Origin of the sequence: Microcystis sp. M144S2, from assembly GCF_020246065.1 — a bacterium.
GTDB classification, from domain to species: domain Bacteria; phylum Cyanobacteriota; class Cyanobacteriia; order Cyanobacteriales; family Microcystaceae; genus Microcystis; species Microcystis ichthyoblabe_A.
Genome location: NZ_JADBTR010000011.1, coordinates 1 through 24722 on the forward strand (window position 1 = coordinate 1; position 24722 = coordinate 24722).

Genomic DNA, 24722 nt, shown 5'->3' on the forward strand with positions numbered 1-24722 from the left:
ACTGATAACTGATAACTGATAACTGATAACTGATAACTGATAACTGATAACTGATAACTGATAACTGATAACTGATAACTGATAACTGATAACTGATAACTGATAACTGATAACTGAAAAACCCCCTAACCCCAGCGACTAGCGATAGGCATTCGCCAACCAGTGCCAAAAGCGCGATCGCTAATTTTTAGTCCCGGGGGGGCTTGTTTGCGCTTAAATTCGGCATTTTTAACTAATTTAATCACTTTCTGCACAATTTCAGGCTCAAAGCCGGCGGCGATAATTTGTTCGGCGGATTGATGGCGATCGATTAATAGTGCTAAAATAGCATCTAAAATCTCGTAGGGAGGTAAAGAATCTTGATCCTTCTGATTGGGTTTTAATTCAGCACTAGGAGCTTTATTAATCACATTGAGGGGAATAATTTCCCCGTGCCGATTTAACCAGCGACAGAGGGAATAAACCCTCGTTTTCGGCACATCAGCAATCACTGCTAAACCACCATTCATATCACCGTAAAGGGTGCAATATCCCACCGCCATTTCTGATTTATTGCCAGTGGATAATAGTAAATGACCGAATTTATTAGAGAGAGCCATCAATAAATTACCGCGAATGCGTGACTGAAGATTTTCTTCAGCAATACCGAAATCAGTCCCAGCGAAAAGATCCTCTAAAAGTTGATCATAAGCAGTCATAATTTCTTGAATTGCTAACTTCTCACTTTTGATACCTAAATTATTAACTAAAGCCACTGCATCGCTAATGGAATGGTCGGAACTATAGGGAGAAGGCATCATCACAGCGAGAACATTTTCTTTACCTAATGCGTCGCTGGCAATAGCGGCAACTAAACTGGAATCAATGCCACCACTCAAGCCGAAAATTACCCGTTTAAAACCGCATTTCTGCACATAATCTCGCACTCCTAAGACTAAAGCTCGATAAATTTCCTCATCTTCATCGACAGGTAAAGGATGAATAACTGCGGGTAACAAATCTTGATTAAACTCGATCAATTCTAGGCTAGAAGTAAATGTCTGAGCGCGATAAATCACTTCTCCTTGTCGGTTAAAAGCCACGCTGTCACCATCAAAAATTAAATCATCATTACCTCCCACTTGATTGACATAAACTATAGGTAAATTATATCTAGTGGCACTATGGGATAATAAAGATTCTCGCAATTTTTGCTTACCGACACTGTAGGGAGAAGCGGAAAGATTAACGATTAAATCCACTCCTAAATTAGCTAAATCGGCGATGGGATTAACCGCGTATTGACGTTGACCCCAAAATTGTTCATCATTCCAAACATCTTCACAGATAGTTACACCGATTTTTACATTATTTTCTGTTATTTGAAAATATTGACTTTCTTTCCCAGAAGCAAAGTAACGATCCTCATCAAAAACATCGTAGGTAGGCAATAAACGTTTAGTAAAAATTTGTTTAATCTCTTGACTTTTTAACAAAGCTATGCTATTAAATAACGGCTTTTCTCCCCTGACCGTTGCCGAGGGATTTTTTTCGACAAAACCGACTAAGACGGCTAACTTTTCTGGTAATTGTTGGGACAATAATTGCAATTGTCGAGACATTTTCTCCACAAAACCCAGATTTAATAACAAGTCTCTGGGGGGATAACCACAGAGGGATAATTCCGGGGTTAAAAGTAATTCCGCTCCCTGATTAAATGCCGTTTGAGCAGCCTCTAAAATTCTTTGGGCATTTCCTTCGATATCTCCAACAATGGGATTTAATTGAGCGATAGCAATTCTCATATTTTTTCCTATTTAAACAAAAACTAACGGTTGCTCTTTAAAGGGAGCAAAAGCTTTTTCATCAAAGCGATATAAACTAGCAGGACGACCGGCACCACGAGAGACTTTTAAACCCATATCCTTGAGAAATCCTAATTTCAATAGCCGATTTCTGAAGTTAGAATAATCACTAAAATTTTTACCTAAAATTGTCTCATAAAATTGATAAAGATCATTTAAAGTAAATAATTCTGGTAAAACCTCAAAAGCGACGGGACTATACTCTACTTTATTGCGTAATCTTTGCCAGCCATATTCCAAAATTTGACCGTGATTAAAGGCTAAATCTGGCACTTTATCAATCATATACCAAGTGATATTATAATCCCGTTCAGTGATTAACTTTGCTTCTTCAAACCGCACTAAAGCGAAGTAACTCACCGATAGATAACGTTTCCCAAAACTCTCGGCCGCTGCCGGGGAATCTCCCTCTGGACTGCCAAAAGTATATAACTGTTCCAGATAGAGATTATTGACGCTAATTTTCTCGGCTAAAATTCGATAGGCTGCCGTTTCCAGTGATTCCCCATTTCTCACTAAAGTCCCGGGTAAACTCCAGTAATTACTAAAAGGTTCTTCCCGTCGTTTAATCAGAAGCACCAGCAGCCGATTTAATTGGGTATCAACGGAAAAGATCACGTTATCAACTCCCACTTTAAAATCAGCTAGAGATTTATTAGCTAGGGTATTTGGCGGTTTCATGCGTAAAGTTTTTGACCTTCGATATAATCTTTAATCGGTGCAGGAACAGCCTGTTTATCGCCTTTTTCTCGATAATCTGTTGAGGATACAGCCGGAGCAAATACATCAGCAATTAGACAATCACCCCCTAATGTTTGCAGTTGTTCAATATCATCTTGGTTAATAGGATATCCGGGACGGGGAATCACAAGAATTTTGACTTTTTCTAGTAATTCTTGGCTACGATACCAGTGCCTAATTTGTCCAGCTAAATCAGAACCAATGACTAGGGTATATTCCTCCTGTTCTCCCCAAATTGTTTGCGCTTTTTCCACACTAATTAAGCTACGTCGATCGCTTAATTCTCGTCGCAGTTGTATATTATCCTTTGGGGGTTGAATATCCCGGATGAGCAAATTTAACATCCTCAGACGATGTTCGAGACTGGTTTGATGATTTTTAAAGGGATTATCGGCGGCCCAAACCGCAACAATATCGTACTGTTCCGATAACCATTTTAGTATGGCTTGATGACCGGCAGTAGGAGGATCGGCACTGGTTCCAAAAAGGGCAATTTTAAGCATAGAATTCAATTGCTTGCTCACTGAGGGATTAGTTTAACTCTGCTCAAGCTTGGCAAAAATTAACTTCTCCCCATTATAGTTGATTTTACCAAAATAGGGCAAGAGGATCAGTGATCTCCTGCAAAAGTAAGTTATCGAGCCGCTATCGGGTGAAAATATCTAAAACCCCGGATAAATTCGACATAATTTTAGGTTTTATGAATAGGATAGTTAGGGACTTGCGCTTTGATAATGTACCTTTTGGGCGAACGCAGTTCGCCCCTACATTGTGGACAAAATCCGTTACTGTAGGGGCGCAATGCTTGCGCCCTCCGATCGATCAGGTTTGCTGATCACCCTAAGTAGGGGGAGAGCCTTCGAGGTGTTAGGGACTTGCGCTTTGATAATGTGCCATCTGGCTGGTCTGGTTCTTCTACAGAGCGATTTTCTGGCTGGGATATTATTCCTACGCAAGTCCCTTATCTCTTATCTTTTGTCTGCTACTGAAGATTTTTGATTCTTGCAGGAGATATTATTTTTTTTGACACTCCCATCGCTAAAAGCGAGGGATTCTTGGTTCACTGAGTTTCCTTAATCTGGCAGGACGTATCCAGCCAAACCAGAGGGAATCTCTCCCCAAGCGTATTAGTTTCGGTGTGTCCCACCGTACTTAGTCCCTTTTTGAGAATGTTGATAGCGGCGTTAATGTCTCTATCTTCTACATAACCACAATGGGGACAAGTATGGGTTCTCGTAGATAGAGATTTAGGGACTTTTTGACCACAATTAGAACAATTTTGACTCGTGTTATGGGGGGCTACTGCTACCGTAGCCTTACCATATTTAAAACCAAAATATTCTAACCATTGTCGAAAAATAGACCAAGCCACATCATTAATAGATTTAGCAAGTTTAGAGTTTTTTACCATGCTTTGAATATTTAAGTTTTCGTAGGCGATGAAATCGTTAGATTTAATGACGCGCAATGCCTCTTTTTCGACAAAGCCTTTACGTTGCCTGCTTACTCTTAAATGCTTTCTAGCATATCTCTTTCTAGCTTTTTGGTAGTTGTTTGATTGGGGTTGACCTTTTCTAAACTTTTTAGATTTCTTCCGATTCAGTCGATTTAATCTTTTTTCTGCCTTGCGATAGTATTGCGGTATCTCTACCGTTTCCCCATCACTGTTAGCGTAGAAAACTTTTAAACCTACATCCAATCCCACACATTTCTTTGTTGGTTCTAGGGGTTTAGCATATTCCCGAATATCAACACTTAGACAGAATTGGACATAATAACCATCCGCTCGTTTAACAATCCTAACTCGTTTAATTTGGTCTAGAGGGCAAAAGTTTAAGTCTCTGGTTCCTTTCAGTTTAACCGTGCCAATATTTTTCTTATCTGTGAAAGTTATTTTCTTTCTATCCTCTGATAATTTCCATCCAGAGTTTTTATATTCCACAGAACGATTATTTTTCTGAAATTTAGGATAACCTTTTTTTCCTTTAACCTTTTTCTGACAATTATCATAGAAACGGGCAATAGCTGACCAAGCTCGTTCTGCGGCTCGACTGAGCATCGCCGAACGTCCGATGCTTGTCTGGCCGTAGAATTTAGAGTATCGACAAACTTGAACTGTTTGGCAAGAACCGCACAATATTTATTGAGAGAATATTTATCGATTTTGTCTTCTCTCTTGGCATCCATCCAAAGCCTTAAAGCCTTATTACGGATGAATTGTACTGTACGAATAGCTTCATCAATGGCAGAACACTGACTTGGTTTGACCACGGCTTTCATTTCTAAGACAATCATTGTTTATCGACCTCAAACAACTTATTTTATTCTAACTTGTATAGCACAAATTGTCAAGATTTTGTAAACACTGAGCTTTTACATTGAGCCTTTACATTGAGCCTGTCGAAATGTGTCGAAATGTCGTGCTTCGTGTCACTGAGCTTGTCGAAGTGCTGTTTTATACTGGTCGGGGTTTCATCCCGTCGCTAAAAGCGAGGGCTTCGGCCGTGAGCTCAGCCGAACGGTCTTCACCCCGACATTCAAGATAAAATTGGTGAACTAATTCTCAAACGTACTAACCCACAAACAGAAGGAGGCAAACCCATTACACCGCGCTATGACTCCCGTAGCACTTAGCGGCCAAAACCACTGGCTCGATTTCTCCCTTTTGGAGTTTTTCTAGCGGGGTTGCTCCGTCTAAACGAATATCACCCGTGAGCAGAAAGAGCATTTGTGTCCAAGCACCGTCTTCTTTTAGGACGGCTAACACTTGGTCTAAACCAGACAAAACTTTGCCATCAATAAATTGCCAAGCAGGATAAACTAATTCTTCGTTGACAGATAAACCTAAGACCTGATGATTGAGCCTCATAGTTTCTAATTCCAAAGAACTACAGGCTAAAACACTACAAATCTCAGCGCTGGTTAAGGTTCCGCCTTGCTTAGATAGGAACCGCTTCTTCGCTTCTTCGCCTCGTTTAATAGCAGCTGCCAACGGAGGGGCTAAAGCTAAAGGAGATTGTGTTTTTTGTATAGATTCTAACATTTTTAAGCAACCCTACCACCGTCAACAAGACCTGTATAAAACAAATACAAGTCTCCCTTCAAATGTTTAGTTTCTTGTATAAGCTTATGTTTATCGTCTGAATACCCAATAACCTTACCTTTCTCTGGCCAGCCATATTTGTCGCGACCAGTGATCTCTAAGACCACCCATTGATCGGGGTAATCGGATGAGACATCGGCTATACTCAAATCTTCTGTTTTGTGGCTAAGTGTTTTCATGGCTAGGGTGGCAGTTGATTTGATCAGGATCTTTGTTTTTGCCTAGCAGTGTTTCGCTCATCGTGTCATGAATCCTTAACATTTTAGCTTTACTCAATCTACCCTCATGGGCTAAGATGCGGGGATGATAATGATGAGTAAAGAGCCAGCACCCGCGAGGATACTGGCCCTCTCCTAGCTTCGCATCATCGGGATTAACCCTCTCAATTAGCCCACCAGGAGACTTAAAAACCTTAGTAAGTGGACTCAAGAAGCCAGGAGGTCAATCAATGAAGAACTTACTCACTGTCATGCTCCTAAGCTCCCTTGCTTACGGCGTAGCTGTCGGGAAGATTCATCCCTATGACTACGTTTTTATCTACACCATCAACGAACTAGCAAAACGTCAGGGTGGAGATAATAAAGACGGGAAGCGATAGGTAGAACGTTTATTTAATTCAGGCTGGGCAGTGCGGCAACACTCGACCAGCTTTTTTGTACTGTTTTTTACTATCGCTCTATTTTCTTCAATGGTATCCACAATAGTAATCACTTACTGTAAGGATATCAACCAATAAATATTGCCCATTTAAACCAACAAATATTGCCCATTTAAACCAATAATTGTTGCTATCATTAAACAATAATTGTTGGTACTCCATTTCAAAATATGCTAACTAGCTCGAAAATACAGCCATGAAGACGCTCTCGTCAATGCCCCAAAACCTATCCGAAATGCCCCAAAACCTATCCGATGCCGAAAGGCAGGCAAGAAACTGTAATACAGCCATGAAGACGCTCTCGTCAATGCCCCCATCACTGTGTGATGCCCAAAAGCAGGCAAGAAACTGTGGTTTGGATATACCCAAGCTAGAAGCTTTATTGAAAGAAATCGAACCCCTATCTGATAAATATAAGGAGATATTTTATCGGGCGGCTACAGGACTTTATTCCGCCGATGATTTGGCTGAAATGTTCAATCATAGCAGCGGCAAAAATCTCAACACAGATTTCAACAAAAATCTAGGATCCTATCTTAAACTTTACCTTGATTTAGATGACAGTGAGCGTGTGGGAATTACTTCTCTAAGAAGGATTCTCTTTAAAAAGGGCTATTTTGTTGACATTAATGACGATGAATCAGTGAAAGTTTTGCCAACACGCTACGCTGAAAATTCTCAATTAGAGCAGTCTTTTACTGTCAGACAAAATTAGTGCGGATGAGAAGACCACCAATCAAGGAGATTGATTTAAAAATGGAAAACACAGAGTTATTGTGCGAGATACCAACATCGGTCACTCCCCGTGCTGACATTATTAATGGTTTGTTAGCTCAACTAGACAATGAACAGGATAGCGATCGCCGTGCTGAAATCATAAGGAAATTGGGAGAATATCCTGAGCCTCAAGTTATTAAAAAACTTTGGGATTTGAGAAATAATCTCGAAAGCGAATCTGATGATTTTGTGCAGTACTAAATCAAGCTTAGTTTGCGTAAAGTGACTAATCATCCTAGTATAAATATTGATTTTTTTCTGGATAACTTAGAGGTATTCCCATCAAAAGATAACAATTCTCAAGCTCCAAAAGTCTTAATTGACGCTGCTCTGATTGAAGAGTTTTTATTACGAAATCAGACGACTCTTAACAGTGAAGCTACTAGGGTTATGGGACTTGTTTTAGAGGGAAAAATTAATCCTTACTTTGGAGAAATGGGATTAATCAAAATTTGGCATAATATCAAAAATCTGAAATCTCAAGAATATGCCAATCGTTTGATCATTGAACTTCTGAGTAAAATTAACGTCGGTCAAGTTAACTTGAAAGAAATTGACCTAGAAAAATATCCCAACGTTAATTTAAAAACGGCAATTCAAGTTGAGATTGCCAGAAAGTATAGCCTAGCAGGTATTATCACCATCGCAGATCGAGAATTCATTGCCAGTGGATATCCTTTTGTGGGTTCTCCTTCCTTATTCTTACAGTTTTTAGGGAAAGATACCTCGCCAGCTTCTATCGAAAGAACTCTCAAAAATCTCGGTAAAGCTGCCATGGAACATGAGAAAGTAAAACTCAATCAGCTTTTAGAAAACGAGCCTCAACAAAACTTATTCTTTGAAGATAATCTTTTGCTTTTTCAAGGCTGGAAAATTGAGAACTTTGAAATTCTCTGTGCCAATAACAATTTAACTTCTGCGACAGTTATCTTATGCAATACAAAAACCCAAGAGCGTTACACTGAATCGGCCTTTAAAAAAGGTTCAGTAGATGCACTTTGTACTGCTTTTAATGAGGCTCTAGCTCATTTAGTTGAGGTTAAACATACCCTTAAATCTATCTATTTAGCCAACTTGACACCGGGTCAAGAAGGAGAAGTAACTGTCAAGGCGGTGGTTGAGTATGATGGTAAAGAAGTTATTACCATCTACACCCATGAAAATATTATCAAGGCTTATTTTTTCGCCTACGTCAAAGCGATGATTGCCGTTTATGCACCCAAGGAATATCACCCCGATATTCATAGCACAAAAGAATTGACACATTTGCACAAAATTGGCGAACGAGATTTTTGGGGACTGAATTTCAGCCAAGTTAATTTAATGGATAGTGAGGCCAATCTTTTTGACGCAAAATTGATGGGATGTAACTTCAGTCAGGCTAATCTTTCGGAGGTTAATTTAACTAATGCTGATTTAACAGGAGCCGATTTAAGTCATGCCGATTTGAGCAAAGCTAATTTAACGGGAGCTAACTTGACCGATGTTAAATTAGATGAAAATAATCTAACCCTCCTTGATGGCACAATTTTGGCTAACACAATTATGCCTGAAATTAACATTGAAATTAGCGGCGAATCTCGTTTAGAAAAGGTTGGTCAACTACTCAAACACATTGATCCTCAAAGTCAATCTCGAATCTTGGCTGTTCACTCCATGACAGATTCCATCTGGTGGGATAATCCCCTTGGTCAAAAATTCTGGGAAGTTAACAAAGAACTAATCGAAAGGAAGATTTCTATTCAACGAGTCTTTATTCTTCCTGAAGCTCGGAATCCAAAGCATTTACAGGTGATTCAGGAACAACTTAACTCTGGCATAGAAGTTGCTTGGATTTGTCAGGAAAAAGCCAAAGATGTTGAAGGCTATCGTTGGGATGATACCAACCTATTGATTAGCGAAAACTTATCTGTTCCAAGAAATTCTTTTACAGCGAGAAGAACTATGAATCGTCAAACAGAAACAGGTTATATTTCCTATCAAACAAGAGTTGTCGAGACAGATAAAAGTATCTTTAACGCTCTATGGGAAAAATCCGAAAAACTCTCTACTCAAGCTAATATTCAGGAACAATTAGCAAACCTGAGTACCTGACTTTCTTTCCATCTTTAACTTTTCAGGTTTACCAATTCCTTAAAAAGGATGCCGTTGAACTTTCTGAATCAGCCTAATGATTTTTAAAGTCTGCTTGCGGTCATCCTCAACCCACCAAGCCAAATCTTCAAAAGCCAACCGATCAAATTCCAAGCTTTTAGCAATTTTTATCGGATAAATATTGAAGACTGGCTTGGTTCATTTTTCCCGAATTTTATTGTTTTATTAACTGATGATCACAAGGCGATCGCTCTTTCTATTCTGTTTGGATAAAAAGCGATCGCTTCCCCACAATCCCTAAAAAATAACCATAAAATTAATTAATAGAATATCGGAGAAAGACAAAGATGATTATCGCTCAAGAAAAACCAACTATTGCGACAGTCACCAAAACCCCTGTCACTTTGGAAGCATATCGGGCGATCGCTGAAAATTCTCAGGAACGTTATGAATATTGCCATGGAGAAATGATTCTCATGCCTGGAGGAACCGCAACCCACAGCGCGATCGCGATCAATATCTCGGTTTTTTTGGGATTTTTATTGAGAGATAGGGATTTTCGTCTCTATAACAGCGATCTGCGGCTGTGGATTCCTGAATATAATTGTGGAACCTATACCGATCTCATGATCGTTAACCATGAACCGGAATTTAACGGCGATCGCAAAGACGAAATTCTTAATCCTTTATTTATTGTAGAGGTGCTTTCCCCCGCCACGGAAGCCTATGATCGAGGTGATAAATTTAGAAAATATCGTTCCCTGCCAAGTTTTTGTGAATATCTGCTCGTTAGCCAAACTGAACCCTACATTGAGCAATATTTTAGACTCGCACAGAGCGATCGCTGGCAACTACAAACCTACGATCAACTTAGTCAAATAATCCCTCTGGAGAGTTTAAACGTTGAACTTCCCTTGCTAGAAATTTATCGTCGTGTTAGTTTTGCCGCAGCCTCATAAATCCCTTAATCCGATTAATACCCTTTCTATTTTGTTTGCATAAAAAGCGATCGCCCCACAGTTTAAACTTATAAAACCGCCATCGACAAAGAAGCGGTGAGAAGTAGTTCATTAGAACTACTCAGGATAGTTAGGCAGAGAATGATATTGAAAAATGCCAAAGATACTGCCGACACTGCCAATACTAAGAATACTGCCAACACTGCCAATACTAAGAATACTGCCGACGCTGCCAATACTGAGCATACTGCCGATACTAACCAGACTTAAAATGCTGCTGGCACTAGCGAGACTTAAAATACTGCCAGCACTGCCTAAACTCAAGATACAGCGATAACTAGCTTTGCTCAGATAATTAAGACCAGAAATCATTTTAAATCGGGGAAAGATTGGGGAATAGTTAGGGAAGTATTTTGCCAAACCTGTTGTAAACGCATAGCCGGCATAGTTAGATAAAGAATATCACCTTGATCGAGAGTGATTTCCAGTAATTGCCAACCGTGGATAGTTTGACCTTGTTTTTCTAAGTAAAGTGGCACAAAATCGGCATTCATCGCCGCTTCCTTGACAATTTGCCCCATAAAAGGATGATTAGGTGTGATTAATGTAGCCAAAGCAACCCAGAGGAGATCATCGGTCATGCCATTACCGAGAATTCTACCGCCCAAAGCGGCCGCAGCGAAGGAATAGGTAGCCAGATCCCGGGGACATAATACCGTATCAAAATCAAAAACCTCTTGAATCGATCGCCCGAATTGTTCCTGAGAGCAGCGTAAAACTAGATTAATTTTAGGAGCGATCGCTTTAGCAGTGAGGGCAATCTCCACATTAATCATATCCTCGTAAGTAACCACGATCAAAGATTCGGCGTTGTTAATATTAGCCGTTTCTAGGGTAGCCACTAGACGCGCATCCTCGATGATGACGGGGATTCCCCAGGAGCGCACGGAATGCAAAAATCTATTATTGGGGTCCGATTCAATCACCACCACTTCACAGCCTTGGTCGTGCAATTGTCGCACGATCCGGGTGCCGATACCTCCTAAACCACAGATAATGTGATGATTGCGGACGGGAATGCGGGTAGCATCCCAAAACTGCTTAAAGCGACTACCGAGGATAAAATCGTTGAGGAGAGCATAACAGATACCGATAACCCCCGCACCGACAATCATCATGACCACGGTAAAAATTTTGATACTATCGGGGGTAGATTCGGCCACTTTTTCGTTACCTCCGGCGCCGGTAATCATCCCGACGGAGAAATAGAGGGAATCGACGAGGGAAATTTTTTGATTAACGCTGAGATAGGTAATGGTAGCAAGGGAAATCATCCCCAGGAGGGAAAGGGTGACAAGAATTACCGGTTGGACATAGTGCTGATAGGGACGGAGATTGAGCAGATTTCTCAGCCACTTTTGCAGTTTAAAACGCTGTTTTGCCTTAATTGTCGGTTTATTGCCGATAATGAGATGATCGCCAGTTTGGAGTTTTTTGCCTAACAGAACTGCGGAAACCAGATCGATTTCGTCGTGAGCGGGGAGATAATAGATTAACATCCGGGCCGGATCGTCCCAAAGTTCGTAGAGGGGTAATCCCCACCAAGGATGATTTTCCTCAATAATTATCTCTTGAATCGGCCAAAGGCGATCGAATAGCTGTAATTGACCGATAGCTTTATTACCAAGGGCAGCAAAGGAAAAGATCGGGGATGCTAGGGAAGCAACGCTCATGCTAACGTGAGCAGGGAGGGTTTGATCGAGTCTTTCTCCTAAAGTTTCGTTAAATAGTCGGTTAACTATCCGAATTTTCGGGTTAATTATCCTTGCGCGGGTGAGAATTTCCAGATTGAGTGCGTCGTTATCGATGGCCAAAACTAGGGTTTCTGCATCCGGGAGACCAGCTTGCAGGAGAGTTTTAGGAGAGCAGGGATCGCCGATAATAATATCAGACTGGTATTCGCAGACCATTTGGCGATCGCTAATCGCTACTACTGCCGCAGATTGTTGTTTGAGTAAACAAAAGATTTTATAACCCGTGCGACCTAATCCACAGACGATGATTTGCGGTTTCATTCGTCGAGCGCGTTTTTTGCTGATTAACCTTTCAGTTCTAGCGCAAAAACTAGGAAAAATCTGTAACTAAAGCTGCAATGCTGCTAATTTTCCTAATCAGGCTTTTAAAATGATAGAATAACCCTGATCATCGATTGAATCACTTCAGCCTTGACTCGCTTTCTTTGGGACAAATTTAGTAAAGATTACCTCGAAACTTTTCTCGCTTCTTCCGGTGACGTGAAAACTAGCCTTGATGTGACGGCAGAAACTCAAGAAATTGATGTGTATTTTCGACCGACTTCCCCAGAAATACAGCCCGAATTAGGCCTATTGGGAAAATTAGCTCAAACCCCTTGTTTATTGGAACCCTATCGCAATCCTGTCACGATTGAGGGTATTATTGCTTGTTTATCTAAACTGTTGACTGTGCGGGAACAATTACAAAGAGAAGCTCACCGTCATCAACAACCCTTATTAGCAGAAAATATTCCTAGACTATGGATACTAACTCCTACTGCCAGTCAAAGAATTATAACTGCTTTTTCAGGTCAATTAAACCCAGATTGGGGAGAAGGAATTTACTTTTTAGCCCCAGCATTAACCACATCCCTTATTGTCCTGCATCAATTACCTGAAACCCCTGAAACCCTTTGGTTAAGATTATTAGGTAGAGGGGGAACCAGAAGCAGAGCGATTGATGAATTAGAAGCCTTGTCTCCTCATCATCCCTTTAAATCAGCTTCCTTAAAATTATTATACAATTTGAGTAGGAACTTGCAAGCCTTACCCAAAAGAACCCAGGAGGAGAGGAAATTTATTATGCGTTTAGCCCCTTTATACGAACAAGATAGAGAAGCAGCGATTCAAAAGGGTAGAATCGAAGGGATTCAACAAGGAGAAGCTATCGGACTTCAAAAAGAAGCATCCAAGTTAGTGCTACGTCAACTAAAGCGACGTTTTGGTGAATTGCCCCCGCATATCACCGAAACTATTCAAAAACTCTCAGTAGAAAAATTAGAAGACTTAGGAGAAGCATTACTAGACTTTGAGACTCAAGCTGACTTAATTAATTGGCTGAACTAATAAATAGGCTTTGAAGATGATAAAATAACCATCATCATTGATTGAATCACTTCAGCCTTGACTCACTTTCTTTGGGATAAATTTAGTAAAGATTACCTCGAAACTTTTCTTGCTTCTTCTGGTGACGTGAAAACTAGCCTTGATGTGACGGCAGAAACTCAAGAAATCGATGTGTATTTTCGACCGACTTCCCCAGAAATGCCGCCCGAATTAGGCCTATTGGGCAAATTAGCTCAAACCCCTTGTTTATTGGAACCCCATCGCAATCCAGTCACGATTGATGGCATTATTGCCTGTTTATCTAAAATGTTGACAGTGCGGGAACAATTACAAAGAGAAGCTCACCGTCATCAACAACCCTTATTAGCAGAAAATATCCCTAGACTATGGATACTAACTCCTACTGCCAGTCAGAGGATTATAACTGCTTTTTCCGCTAAAGAAAAGTTATTATAAATCCAACAAAAAAGATTACAAGGAAGAGCGACTATTCCCGCAGCTGAGGTGGATAAAATATATGGGATAGAACCTTAAATGAGCTATTCTGTTACTTTTGAACCAGAGTCGATAACTGATTTAGATTTGATCACCGATTTTATCAGACTTAGGATTGTTAATAAAATTAAATATAACTAATAAAATTACTTTTTTAGAACCATGCCAGCAAAAGATATTTACCATGAAGCCGTGAAAAATGCCTTAATTAAAGACGGTTGGAGTATTTTAGCTGATCCTTATAAAATTAAATATAAAGATGTTGAATTTTTGCTGATTTAGCAGCAGAAAAACCTTTGGCTGCTGAAAGAAATGGACGTAAAATTGTTGTGGAAATCAAAAGCTTTTTAAGTCCCTCACCTATGAGATATTTTGAAATAGCTTTAGGACAATATATTTTATATCGAAATTTAATCAGTCTTGCCGTGAGTTAAGTTATCGGTAAATCTTGCCTCGAAATCTGAGGTTTATAAAAGAAGCTTAAAGGAGCTATTCTGTTACTTTTTAACCAGTTTATCCCTATGGTTAACAAGAATTTGAGCTATAATCATAATATCTCTATAACCCCGCATAAAAAAGGCTTATGGCCATTTCAATTACTTTAACCCTACCTGATGAGATTTTTAATCTAGCTCAATCCTTAGCCCATTCAATTAACCGTGATCTTAATGATATATTAGTAGAAGCGATCGCTTTTTCTATTAGTCCCAATTATCAAGGCGAAAAAATCTCATCCCTAAATTCATTATCAGATGAAGAAATTATCAAATTAACTCAATTACAAATGGCATCAGAACAGGATCAAAGATTAAGCGAGTTGCTCAATCAACAACAAGAGGGGGATTTATCAACCTTTGAAAATAGGGAACTTTGGTCATTGATGCAAATTTATCAAATAAACTTGTTAAAGAAGTCTCAAGGATTAAATGAAGCGGTTAAAAGAGGATTAATTTCACCATTAGAAGCATGAATCCTAGCCCTATTCCCGACTATATTAAAGATAAAATTCGCCAACAAGCTAATACTAAATCTGGTTATTAAAAACTGATTATTTATTCCCCCTTTTGCATGAGGTTCTCTCCTTTATAAGTAGCCTATACTCAACGGATTTAGTATAATTGCTGATTGTCGGTATTCCTGCAAATGTAAGATGCACCAGGTCAATTTATTGCGGGGGAACCTAGGAGCGAAGGTGATCATTTCGGTCAAAGAAATAAGTAGAGGTAGAACCTCGCTTATCTGCGTTGCCAGCTATAACCTTGCAACCAGTCAAAAATATTTATATAATCCAAAACTATTTTAAATATAAAAATCAATAAAAAATTATGATTAAATAACCCTTGACTTCCCCCCCCCCTTGTGATAGTTGTTGTATGATATTGGCGCAAAACTAGCGTTAAATATGACCATATTTCTGTCCTATTATGGCCATCAAATCCATGAAAAAATTACTGACAATTTTAACCCCCTTGACTCTGATGGGATTAACTGGGGTTGCTCCTGCTCAAGCGGCAATAGTAGCTGGTTGGAATCAATTTACCGCTTCTGGGGCATCCTATCCCAAAGCGGCGGATAATGTAGGTGCGAATATAACCAGCACTGGGTTAAACACCGCCGGGATAGCTCGGCTGCCCTTTAGTCCTTTCCAGCTAGGTGGTGATAATGGTGGGTGGAATACAAGTGGCACTGTTAATACCAGCCAATACGTCGAATTTGCCGTACAACCGGGTGCAGGTTTTCAAGTCGATTTTACTAACTTACAACTCAATGCGCGGCAGGATCAAAAGCGGATAGATTTAGTCTTGCGCTCTAGTGTTGATGGGTTCACCAATAATTTAGGGACACAAGTTAGACTAACAAATAGCTTTAATACCTACAGCTTTGACCTAAGCAGTTTAGCACCCCAAACCGGCCCGGTGCAGTTCCGTCTCTATGGACTGAGTGCTAGTGAACCTAATGTCATCTTCTATGGTACAAACTCTGCTAATGTTGCCGGGGGTGGGTTTGTGGCTCTTAATGGGGATATTACTCCTACTGGTGGCGGTGGTGTATCAACCCCGGAACCTAGTGGTATAGTGAGTTTAATCGCTGTTGGTGCCTTGGGTGCCGCTTCCCTTCGTCGTCGGGGATAAATTATCCTTGGCAGGGGCAACTACAGAGGAGTTGTCCCGATATCTTGATATAATCGGGAGTGATAGGTCAATTATCTTTTCTGAATAGGGGCAAATATGCAGATAAAAGACATGACTCCCCAAGAGTTACAAAGTTTAATCCGTAATACAGTAGATGATACTCTAGATGAATACTTTGGTGATCCAGATGAGGGAAAACAAGTTAAGGAATCTTTTAAAGAAAAGTTATTAGAAATCCGACAAAAAAGACTACAAGGAAGAGCGACTATTCCCGCAGCTGAGGTGGATAAAAGATATGGGATAGAACCTTAAATGAGCTATTCTGTTACTTTTGAACCAGAGTCGATAACTGATTTAGATTTGATCACAGATTTTATCAGACTGAGGATTCTTAATAAAATTAAATGGTTAGCTATCAACTTTGAACAGATAACTCCCCTACCTCTTACGAGAGAATGGTCAGGGTTTTACAAATTAAGAGTAGGAGATTATCGGGTTATTTATGAATTTGATCGAGAGAGTAGGATAATTATTATTGTTAGAGTAGGTCATAGAAGTGAAGTTTATGACTAAATACCTACTAAAATAATTGGGATCAGCAATAAGCTAAGACGCATTTTAACCGCCTATCCTTATGATAGCGAGATTATTTTCTAGTAAAAATTGCCAAAGACAGCCCAATTATTGACAAAATTATGGCAGTATAAATCGAGCGGTAGCCCTGATTAATTACGGCACGGCATATAATAAAAAACGGTCTCCCTAAACCAGTTGCCAAAATCGCCGCCATGCACAGTCAATTACTCGATAAACTCGGACAATTACAAAACCTCTTAAAAACCAGCGAAAAAGCTCTGATTGCCTATTCTGGGGGCGTAGATAGTACCCTAGTGGCAAAAGTGGCCTATGATCTGCTAGGGGGTCAAGCATTGGCAATTACGGCGGTTTCCCCTTCCCTACTGCCGGAAGAATTGGAAGAAGCGACCGCTCAGGCCGATTATATCGGTATTCGGCATGAATTGGTGGAAACCGAGGAAATGAATAACCCTAATTACACCAGTAATCCCGTTAATCGCTGTTATTTCTGCAAAAGTGAGCTACACGACACCCTTAAACCCCTTGCTCTCGCTCGTGGTTATTCCTACGTCATTGATGGCGTTAATGCTGATGATTTAAGGGATTATCGTCCCGGGATCCAAGCCGCTAGGGAGCGCGGCGCTCGTTCACCTTTGGCGGAAATTGGTATCACAAAAAGCGAAGTTCGTCAACTATCTCGTTACTTAAATTTACCTTGGTGGGATAAACCGGCGCAACCCTGTTTAAGTTCCCGTTTTCCCTACGGGGAGGAAATTAGCCTGGAGAAATTGCAAAGAGTCGGACGGGCGGAGATTTATCTGCGAAAATTAGGTTATCGTCAATTACGGGTGCGATCGAGCGGCGATACGGCACGGATTGAATTACCGGCAGCGGAAATTCCCGACTTTATTAATCGGACAAATTTAAGCGAATTAGTCGCTGATCTGCAAAAATTAGGCTTTATCTATGTCACCCTCGATCTAGAAGGTTATCAAAGCGGCAAGCTTAATCGAGTCCTCTAGTTCAGTGATCAGTGATCAGTAAACAGTAATCAGTGGACTGAAAACTCAAATCTGCTCTAACAGTTATCTTAATGGTGAGGTACGAAGTTTTCCTTTTGGGGAGTCGGTCGTCAATACCAAATTGGGTTATACTTCATCTTGACGAGAAAAGCTGTAACGGATAACTGATAACTACTGGTCACTGATAACTGATAACCGGTCACTGATAACTGATAACCGGTCACTCGATCGGATATATTAAAAAAATGTTAAAAAGCCGGGGAGCGGACTGATGAACCTTTTTCTGGGGTTCCTAAGTCTTTATCCCTAAACCTCTAATTCCCAAGGCGAGGATAGATGAGTCAACTACAAAATGCCTTTACCCTATTCCTGAGCCTGTTGGTGGAAGCGATGCCTTTCTTGCTGCTAGGGGTGATTCTCTCTAGTATTCTTTTAATATTTGTCGATGAACGTCGCCTAGTTGCTCTGATGCCTCGAAATGCTATTTTAGGAGCATTTGTGGGGGGATGTATTGGGTTTTTGTTCCCCGTCTGCGAGTGTGGCAATGTACCGGTGGCGCGACGTTTACTTGTGCAAGGAATGCCGAATGCAGTAGCGGTTAGTTTTCTCTTAGCAGCGCCGACAATTAACCCGATTGTTATCTGGTCCACTTGGGTAGCTTTTCGCGATCAACCGGAAATTGTTTTCTATCGAGTTATCTTTTCTTTGTTCATCGCTACGGTTATCGGGATTATCTTTAGTATCCAAAAAGATCCGCGACCACTCCTCCAAACCTCTTTGGCAAAAAGTCTCAATTGGCAACCGGAAACACCAGAAAAAGAATCTATCCCACTACTACTACAATCTGGGTCTTTTCTGATCGGTAATTCTGGCAAAACTTTGCGCTTAGACGAAAGTTTTGCCGCTACTGCTGTCCTACCAGCAGTGCAAGCTATCCCGATGAAAAAGCGCTGGTTAACTTTTCTGGAAAACGTGGTGATGGAATTACGCGAATTAGGAGGAGTGTTAATCTTAGGAAGTGCTATAGCGGCTGGTTTACAGGTGTTTGTTCCCCGGGAATTTGTTCTTAATTTGGGTCAGGATCCGATTACTTCGATCTTGGCCATGATGCTGTTAGCGGTAATTGTTTCGATTTGTTCCACGGTTGATTCTTTTTTTGCTCTCTCCTTTGCCTCTAGTTTTACCAGTAGTTCCCTACTGGCTTTTTTAGTGTTCGGTCCGATGATTGACCTGAAAGGGATTGGTTTAATGTTGTCTATTTTTAAACCGAGAATGTTAATTTATCTCTTTGCTTTAGCAGCGCAAATGACTTTTTTACTCACCTTGGCTCACAGTTATTTATTTTAGGTCAGTACCTGGATAGTTTTTCCCATGAATTCATCACGTCTAAAAATAATCGCCCCCCAATTTATCGATGTTATTGCCCTAATCGGTTGGGGTTCGTTACTATTTAAATACTGGATAACTGGACAGTTAAATTTACTGATACATCCTAATTATTTTATTCTGGTTCTCATCACCAGTATGGCTTTATTTGCCCTTGGAATAGTCAAGCTTTGGACATTATTAAAACAGTGGCGAAAAAAGATTAATTTAGATAGTAACGATAATCGATCGCATATTACCATTCTTCCTCAACATTTTGGCTCAGGTTTATTAGTAATAACTGCCCTTTTAGGCCTATTTATCTCCCCGCAGCCCCTCAGCAGTCAAATCGCATTACAGAGGGGAATTAGTGAATCTTTACCCCTAACTCGCGTGCAAACTCAATCCTTTGGCACTACCGTTAAACCGGAGGAAAAAAGTTTAATTGAATGGGTAAGAACTTTGAATGCTTACCCCGAACCTGATGCCTACACGGGACAACCGGTAAAAGTCACAGGTTTTGTGGTACAATTGCCGCAATTACCCGATAACTATTTATTAATTAGTCGCTTTATTCTTACCTGTTGTGCCGTGGATGCTTATCCCGTGGGTTTGCCGGTGAAACTATCAGGAAGTCGCAGTCAATATCCCAATGACACTTGGTTAGAAATCACTGGAGAAATGACCACGGAATCCTTACCCGTAGAGGTGGGAAAATCAACCACCAGAAGACAATTAGTAATTAAGGCCAAATCCGTGAAACCTATACCCACTCCTGTGGATCCCTACGGATATTAATAGTTATCAGTGATCAGTTATCAGTTATCAGTTATTGTTCTTAACTATCTACTATAATGCTGAAAACCTTACAACTACAACCAATTGATAAATTAGCGATAACATTAATTGTATCCCTAACCTTAGTAATTGGCGGTTTAATTTGGTTAGGTAATAGCTGTGGTAATCAATGTCTTTTACAAACTGGCCCAAGGGTCAAGGAATTTAGCTGGGAAAATCGAGAAATTGGTGCGGAAGATCAAGCATTTATTATCACTTTTGATCGCCCCATGGATCATGCTAGTGTAGAAAAAAATCTAGTTATCGATCCTGCGCTGCCGGGGAAGTTTAGTTGGGCCGGAAGACGATTAGCTTATACCCTCACTTCTCCCATTCCCTACGGAGAAAAATATCATCTGCAAATTGAAGGTGCGCGGGAACAATTTCGCAGCGGTAATCGATTAGGACAAACCCTGGCAATTTTTGAAAGAGAATTTAAAAGTCGCGATCGAGCTTTTGCCTATATTGGCACTAATGGGGAAGAACAGGGAAGATTAATTTTTTATAACTTGACCGAGGAGAAGAAAACCGTCTTAACTCCCGCAGATTTGACCGTTATGGCTTTTGAATTTTACCCTGATGGTAAAAAAATCCTCTTTTCGGCCGTGGCGAAAAATCAGGGGATAGAGGGAATTCGTGAACTGCAGCTTTATCAAGTTGATAGCAGTCAATCTTCCCCAAAAATTGAGTTAGTGCTAGACAATAAAGATTATCAAAATAATCATTTTGATTTAGCTAAAGATGGGGAAACTATTGTCGTGCAGAGAATTGAGCGCCGCAATCCGATTAACTTCGATTTATGGGCAGTTAAATCGGGGGAAAAACCCCAACAATTAAACATCCAAGGCGGGGAATTTTTGATCGCACCTGATAGTAAAACTTTGGCTGTCACCCAGGGGGAAGGAATCGCCCTTTTGCCTTTAAAAACCGAAACAAAACCCCTAGATTTTTTACCAAAATTTGGGCGAATTTTGAATTTTTCTGCTGATGGTACAGCTGCGGCAATGGTGAATTTTAATACTGATAATGCCAAAATGCGTTATATTCGATCGCTTTTTTATGTCAATAATCAAGGATTACAAAAACGCTTACTCAATCTACAAGGTTCGATTATAGATTGTCAATTTAATGCCACTGGTAGTGATTTGTATTGTTTGTTAACTGAGTTAGTTACTAACAGTCAAGAGTACAAAGAAAAACCCTATTTTGCTAAAATAGATGTGAAGACCGGTCAAGTGACTCCCCTACTAGAATTAGCCGATTATCGTGATATTCACATTAGTTTATCTCCCGATAGTTTAGCGATTATTTTTGATCAACTTCGCACCAGTTATGATACTAATCCGACTAATCCCCTAACTACCGATTCAGGAGAAACAATTATCGGTGGTCGTTTGTGGATGTTAATTCCTCCCCTACAAGATGGAGTAAAAGCAAGTAAATCTGATTTAATTGAATTACCTCTAGCGGGAATTCGTCCCCAGTGGATGCCATAGAATTTCATTATTAACTTGGGAATTATTTCGATGCTGTCAAACTCAGAAAAATTAGCCAAATTGCGTCAGTATTTTGCCAGTGGTGCCACTCGTTCTTATCAATTCCGTCGTCAGCAGTTAGAGAAGTTAAAACAGGCAATCATTAAATATGAAGCGGATATCTATGAAGCTTTATATAGGGATTTAAAGAAAAGTCCCGAAGATTGTTGGATTACTGAAAATGGCTTCCTTTTGGTGGAAATTAATACCGCATTAAAAAATTTGCGCTCATGGATGCAACCCAAACCTGTTAAAACTAATCTTTTAAATTTCCCCTCCTCCAGTCAAGTTATTCAGGAACCTTTAGGAGTAGTTTTAATTATTGCTGCTTGGAATTATCCCCTCCAATTGTTATTAGTGCCTTTAGTTGGTGCTATTGCTGCCGGTAACTGTGCGGTATTAAAACCGAGTGAGTTTGCCTCAGCGACGGAAAAATTAGTAGTTAAAATAATTAAAGAGATATTCCCTGAAGAATATGTGTTAATTGTACCCGGAGATGGTGCGGAAGTAATTCCGAATATGTTAGACAGTTTCACCTTTGATCATATATTTTTTACTGGCAGTACAAGAGTAGGAAAAATTATTTATCAACTAGCAGCAGAAAAGTTAATTTCTGTTACTCTAGAATTAGGGGGAAAAAGTCCCTGTGTTATCGAAGCTGATGCTAATATTTCCGTGGCAACCCGTCGCATTGCCGTGACAAAATTCTCTAATTGTGGTCAAATGTGTATCGCAGCTGATTATGTTTTGGTACATCAATCCCAGCAGGAGAATTTGATCAGAGAATTAGCTGATACTATTGTTAATTTTTTCGGTGAAGATGCCAGATTAAGTGCTGATTATGGTAAGATAATCAATGAGAAACAATTTGATCGCTTGATTGACTTTCTCAAAGATGGTGAGATTGTTTTTGGAGGCAAAACCGATCGAGAAAATTTATATATTCAACCAACTTTATTAACTAATGTTTCCCTCGATGCTCCTATTATGCAAGGGGAAATATTTGGTCCAATTTTACCGATCATTGCCTTTAGCACTTTTGAGGAAGCTTTAGCAATTATTGCTAAAAACCCTAACCCTCTAGCTTTTTATCTGTTTACTACCGAGGCACATACCGAAAAGAAATGGCTAGAATCAGTCCAGTTTGGGGGAGGTTGTATTAATAACAATAGTTTTCATTTTACTAATCCTAGTTTACCCTTTGGTGGTCGAGGAAATAGCGGTATTGGTAGCTATCATGGTCGTTTTTCCTTTGATAATTTTAGTCACCAAAAAGCGATTATGAAAACACCTCTTTGGTTCAATCCCGCTTTAAAATATCCGCCTTTTAAGGGTAAATTAGGCTTATTTAAGTTATTGGTTCGGTAAAAAGCTATAGTTTAGGTTAAAGCTTTTAAGAGAGCTTGAAATTTAAGCTGAATTTCTGCTAGTTCTTTTTCCGGATCGGAACCGGCAACAATACCCGCACCGGCGTATAATCGCGCTCGATCGCCTTCAATTAAGGCCGAACGAATACCAACAATAAACTCACTATTATTTTGACAATCAATCCAACCCAAAGGAGCGGCATAAAGAGAGCGATCAAAGGTTTCATAATGACGAATTTGTGCTAAAGCGATCTCGGTGGGAACCCCAGCAACAGCAGGAGTGGGGTGTAGTTGGGCAACAATTTCGAGGGGATGGATAGAGGGTTTTAGTTTGGCATGGATAGGAGTCCAGAGATGTTGAATATTGGAGAGTTTTAACAATCTAGAGGGAGAATTTTGGGGATTTAAGCCAATTTGTCGCAGTTTTTGGTTAATAAAGTCACTAACGGCCCGATGTTCCCGTTGTTCTTTTTCACTAGCGAGGAGTTTATTGGCAAAGAGAGCATCTTCGATCGCATTTTCTCCCCGGGGGGCGGATCCCGCTAAAGCATCGGTGATTAATTGCCCCTGATGGACAGTTAACAAGCGTTCGGGACTAGCACCGATAAAATGATCTCCCCGTCCATTGCCGAGGGAAAAAGTGTAGCAATCGGGATGACGCTGACGCAAATTATCGAGACAGTTTACCAGATGAAAAGGACGGGGAGAAATCACGTCAAGAGCGTGAGCGAGGACAATTTTGCTAAAATTTTGAGCCTGGATAGATTGGAGTGCATCGGCAACAGCCGCTTGAAAATTATAGGTAGGATGAATATAGTAACTACAGGAATCCTGGTGGGGATTTTGTCGGCAATTGCTCGAGTTATTTTGGATAATTTTGAGGTTATTAATAGTTTCTTCGAGGGAGTTTTCTATTTCTTTTGTGCCGGTGATTAAGAGATTGGTCAGGAAAAAATATTCCGACTGTTTTTTGATAATTTGAAACTTAGGCAGGGTTAGGGTAGCTGAGGGAAAGGGGGTAGCTGTTGCCGAGTCGAAAAAAGTGAAACTACAAAAGATGCGGGGAGTAATCTCGCTATAGTTATCAATTTTAATAATTCTTTGTTGACAGGTTTCAATAAATTTTTGAGCTTTTAAAAAACGTTGTTTGCCGTGGAAATTGGCAGTAAAGGCGATGCTGTAGCCGAGAAAAGCGGTTTCTCGTTCGGGATTTTCCCAATAATAATGGGTGGGATAGCTAGGGGCAATCCGAGAGAGAATTTCTAGGGGATCAAGGGGGGAAATTTTTTGACAAAAACTGACGATCGACCGATTTCCCTTTTCTGCGGCTAACAGTTGCGGGTTGAGGATAAAGTCATAGAGGCTGCGAAGATCAGCAATTGGACTATCAGGATGGGAAAGGCGAGGAACGGCAGAAGTCATGTCAAGTTTTTTGTATTTTTTGCAAAAAAAACCATGATTAATGGTATGTAATCCCCACAGGTGTGGCCAGAGTCAACGATCTCTTTTTAACTATGGTATCGGAGAAAGGGTCTTTAGGCAGAAAAGGAGCCGGATATTTGTGACGATTAACCGCGTTGACGACAAATGAAGGCTTAAAATCTCTAGAGAGGGCTATTATTTAAATGGGCAAAAAAATTAATTTAATAACTGCTACTTTACAAGTTTGTGGAAATTGCCACCACGGGACAAGTGGGGATACATTGTTCACAAACCACACAACGGGAACGCAAAAACTTGAGACGAAAACTTTCGGGATCAAGGGTTAAAGCTTCCGTGGGACAAACTCCCGTACATAACCCACAATCGACGCATTTTTCTTCATCAATGACGATTTCGCGACTAACTTGGGAAACGCCAATATTTTGTAATTGTAACCATTCGATCGCCGCTTCTAACTCATCGATATCTCCCGATAATTCTAATACTAATGTTCCCACTTGATTGGGGGCAACTTGGGCGCGGATAATATTAGCGGCGACGTTAAAATCCTTCGCCAGTCGATAGGTAACGGGCATATGGACGGCTTTTTTGGGAAAAGTGAGAGTAATACGTTTTTTCATGAGGATAGGATAGG

At 40.2% G+C, this 24722-nt stretch carries 23 protein-coding genes and 4 pseudogenes; 16 read left to right on the top strand and 11 right to left on the bottom strand.

Translation table 11 applies throughout. The features are described 5' to 3' along the window. Window positions 1–125: 125 nt before the first annotated feature. The 6 genes and pseudogenes from IM462_RS01495 to IM462_RS01520 form a co-directional block, all read right to left on the bottom strand. Entirely contained in the window at window positions 126–1784 is a 1659-nt protein-coding gene (locus IM462_RS01495; RefSeq protein WP_287701303.1) for an NAD+ synthase, read from the bottom strand. A gap of 12 nt (window positions 1785–1796) precedes the next feature. Continuing rightward, on the bottom strand, window positions 1797–2525 hold the full coding sequence (locus IM462_RS01500; RefSeq protein WP_287701305.1) for an NUDIX hydrolase: 729 nt from the start codon (window positions 2523–2525) through the stop codon (window positions 1797–1799). Next, window positions 2522–3088: a nicotinate-nucleotide adenylyltransferase gene (locus tag IM462_RS01505; RefSeq protein ID WP_287701307.1), complete on the bottom strand. Its 567-nt coding sequence runs from the start codon at window positions 3086–3088 to the stop codon at window positions 2522–2524. The genes IM462_RS01500 and IM462_RS01505 overlap by 4 nt, the downstream gene beginning before the upstream one ends. A 557-nt stretch (window positions 3089–3645) precedes the next feature. Further along, window positions 3646–4880 (bottom strand): annotated as a pseudogene (locus tag IM462_RS01510) (RNA-guided endonuclease InsQ/TnpB family protein). A gap of 307 nt (window positions 4881–5187) precedes the next feature. Next, on the bottom strand, window positions 5188–5628 hold the full coding sequence (locus IM462_RS01515) for a hypothetical protein (RefSeq protein ID WP_287701309.1): 441 nt from the start codon (window positions 5626–5628) through the stop codon (window positions 5188–5190). Between the two features lie 2 nt (window positions 5629–5630). Then, window positions 5631–5867: a hypothetical protein gene (locus IM462_RS01520; protein ID WP_110544353.1), complete on the bottom strand. Its 237-nt coding sequence runs from the start codon at window positions 5865–5867 to the stop codon at window positions 5631–5633. 290 nt (window positions 5868–6157) lie between these two features. Between IM462_RS01520 and IM462_RS01525 the strand changes: the two genes are divergently transcribed. The 3 genes and pseudogenes from IM462_RS01525 (at window position 6158) to IM462_RS01535 (ending at window position 9217) form a co-directional block, all read left to right on the top strand. Further along, window positions 6158–6286, top strand: coding sequence for a hypothetical protein (locus IM462_RS01525; protein WP_256378106.1), 129 nt, complete (start codon window positions 6158–6160; stop codon window positions 6284–6286). A gap of 274 nt (window positions 6287–6560) precedes the next feature. After that, the gene (locus tag IM462_RS01530; RefSeq protein ID WP_502845519.1) at window positions 6561–7061 is read left to right on the top strand and encodes a hypothetical protein; all 501 of its coding nucleotides are present in this window, start codon (window positions 6561–6563) and stop codon (window positions 7059–7061) included. Between the two features lie 41 nt (window positions 7062–7102). Beyond that, window positions 7103–9217: pseudogene (locus IM462_RS01535) on the top strand (pentapeptide repeat-containing protein). A gap of 39 nt (window positions 9218–9256) precedes the next feature. On the opposite strand, the gene IM462_RS01540 reads toward IM462_RS01535, so the two are convergent. Further along, window positions 9257–9370 carry a type II toxin-antitoxin system YoeB family toxin gene (locus IM462_RS01540; RefSeq protein ID WP_353738210.1) on the bottom strand — a complete coding sequence of 38 codons (114 nt, stop codon included), beginning with the start codon at window positions 9368–9370 and terminating at the stop codon, window positions 9257–9259. Window positions 9371–9564: 194 nt separating this feature from the next. Here IM462_RS01540 and IM462_RS01545 point away from each other — a divergent pair, with 194 nt between their 5' ends. After that, window positions 9565–10176: a Uma2 family endonuclease gene (locus IM462_RS01545; protein WP_287714766.1), complete on the top strand. Its 612-nt coding sequence runs from the start codon at window positions 9565–9567 to the stop codon at window positions 10174–10176. Between the two features lie 117 nt (window positions 10177–10293). On the opposite strand, the gene IM462_RS01550 is transcribed toward IM462_RS01545, so the two are convergent. Then, window positions 10294–10548: a hypothetical protein gene (locus IM462_RS01550; protein ID WP_002776534.1), complete on the bottom strand. Its 255-nt coding sequence runs from the start codon at window positions 10546–10548 to the stop codon at window positions 10294–10296. Further along, the gene (locus IM462_RS01555; RefSeq protein WP_287714767.1) at window positions 10545–12251 is read right to left on the bottom strand and encodes a potassium channel family protein; all 1707 of its coding nucleotides are present in this window, start codon (window positions 12249–12251) and stop codon (window positions 10545–10547) included. The genes IM462_RS01550 and IM462_RS01555 overlap by 4 nt, the downstream gene beginning before the upstream one ends. Window positions 12252–12401: 150 nt before the next feature. Between IM462_RS01555 and IM462_RS01560 the strand changes: the two genes are divergently transcribed. The 12 genes and pseudogenes from IM462_RS01560 to IM462_RS01615 all read left to right on the top strand — a co-directional run bounded on the left by IM462_RS01560 (window position 12402) and on the right by IM462_RS01615 (window position 22646). Continuing rightward, the gene (locus tag IM462_RS01560; protein ID WP_287701313.1) at window positions 12402–13316 is read left to right on the top strand and encodes a DUF4351 domain-containing protein; all 915 of its coding nucleotides are present in this window, start codon (window positions 12402–12404) and stop codon (window positions 13314–13316) included. A 57-nt stretch (window positions 13317–13373) separates the two neighbouring features. Continuing rightward, window positions 13374–13754, top strand: a pseudogene (locus IM462_RS01565) (DUF4351 domain-containing protein); the annotation flags it as partial. Between the two features lie 219 nt (window positions 13755–13973). Then, window positions 13974–14233, top strand: a pseudogene (locus IM462_RS01570) (element excision factor XisH family protein); the annotation flags it as partial. A 161-nt stretch (window positions 14234–14394) separates the two neighbouring features. Next, window positions 14395–14781: a hypothetical protein gene (locus IM462_RS01575; protein WP_024969784.1), complete on the top strand. Its 387-nt coding sequence runs from the start codon at window positions 14395–14397 to the stop codon at window positions 14779–14781. Between the two features lie 469 nt (window positions 14782–15250). Next, window positions 15251–15943: a PEP-CTERM sorting domain-containing protein gene (locus IM462_RS01580; RefSeq protein ID WP_287701365.1), complete on the top strand. Its 693-nt coding sequence runs from the start codon at window positions 15251–15253 to the stop codon at window positions 15941–15943. A 96-nt stretch (window positions 15944–16039) separates the two neighbouring features. Then, the gene (locus tag IM462_RS01585) at window positions 16040–16255 is read left to right on the top strand and encodes a hypothetical protein (RefSeq protein WP_045359291.1); all 216 of its coding nucleotides are present in this window, start codon (window positions 16040–16042) and stop codon (window positions 16253–16255) included. Next, the gene (locus tag IM462_RS01590) at window positions 16256–16516 is read left to right on the top strand and encodes a type II toxin-antitoxin system RelE family toxin (RefSeq protein ID WP_002780565.1); all 261 of its coding nucleotides are present in this window, start codon (window positions 16256–16258) and stop codon (window positions 16514–16516) included. It begins immediately after the preceding gene. Window positions 16517–16731: 215 nt separating this feature from the next. After that, entirely contained in the window at window positions 16732–17541 is an 810-nt protein-coding gene (gene larE / locus IM462_RS01595; RefSeq protein WP_287701319.1) for an ATP-dependent sacrificial sulfur transferase LarE, read from the top strand. A 336-nt stretch (window positions 17542–17877) separates the two neighbouring features. Beyond that, complete coding sequence (locus IM462_RS01600; RefSeq protein WP_287701321.1) at window positions 17878–18888, top strand: permease; 1011 nt, start codon at window positions 17878–17880, stop codon at window positions 18886–18888. Between the two features lie 24 nt (window positions 18889–18912). Next, window positions 18913–19704: a TIGR03943 family putative permease subunit gene (locus tag IM462_RS01605; protein ID WP_287701323.1), complete on the top strand. Its 792-nt coding sequence runs from the start codon at window positions 18913–18915 to the stop codon at window positions 19702–19704. A 56-nt stretch (window positions 19705–19760) separates the two neighbouring features. After that, the gene (locus tag IM462_RS01610; protein WP_287701325.1) at window positions 19761–21239 is read left to right on the top strand and encodes an Ig-like domain-containing domain; all 1479 of its coding nucleotides are present in this window, start codon (window positions 19761–19763) and stop codon (window positions 21237–21239) included. 30 nt (window positions 21240–21269) lie between these two features. Next, on the top strand, window positions 21270–22646 hold the full coding sequence (locus IM462_RS01615; protein ID WP_287701327.1) for an aldehyde dehydrogenase: 1377 nt from the start codon (window positions 21270–21272) through the stop codon (window positions 22644–22646). An 11-nt stretch (window positions 22647–22657) separates the two neighbouring features. Here IM462_RS01615 and IM462_RS01620 read toward each other — a convergent pair whose 3' ends face one another. Then, complete coding sequence (locus tag IM462_RS01620; RefSeq protein ID WP_287701329.1) at window positions 22658–24067, bottom strand: isochorismate synthase; 1410 nt, start codon at window positions 24065–24067, stop codon at window positions 22658–22660. Window positions 24068–24303: 236 nt separating this feature from the next. Next, window positions 24304–24708 carry an NIL domain-containing protein gene (locus IM462_RS01625; RefSeq protein WP_046663094.1) on the bottom strand — a complete coding sequence of 135 codons (405 nt, stop codon included), beginning with the start codon at window positions 24706–24708 and terminating at the stop codon, window positions 24304–24306. Window positions 24709–24722: the final 14 nt, after the last annotated feature.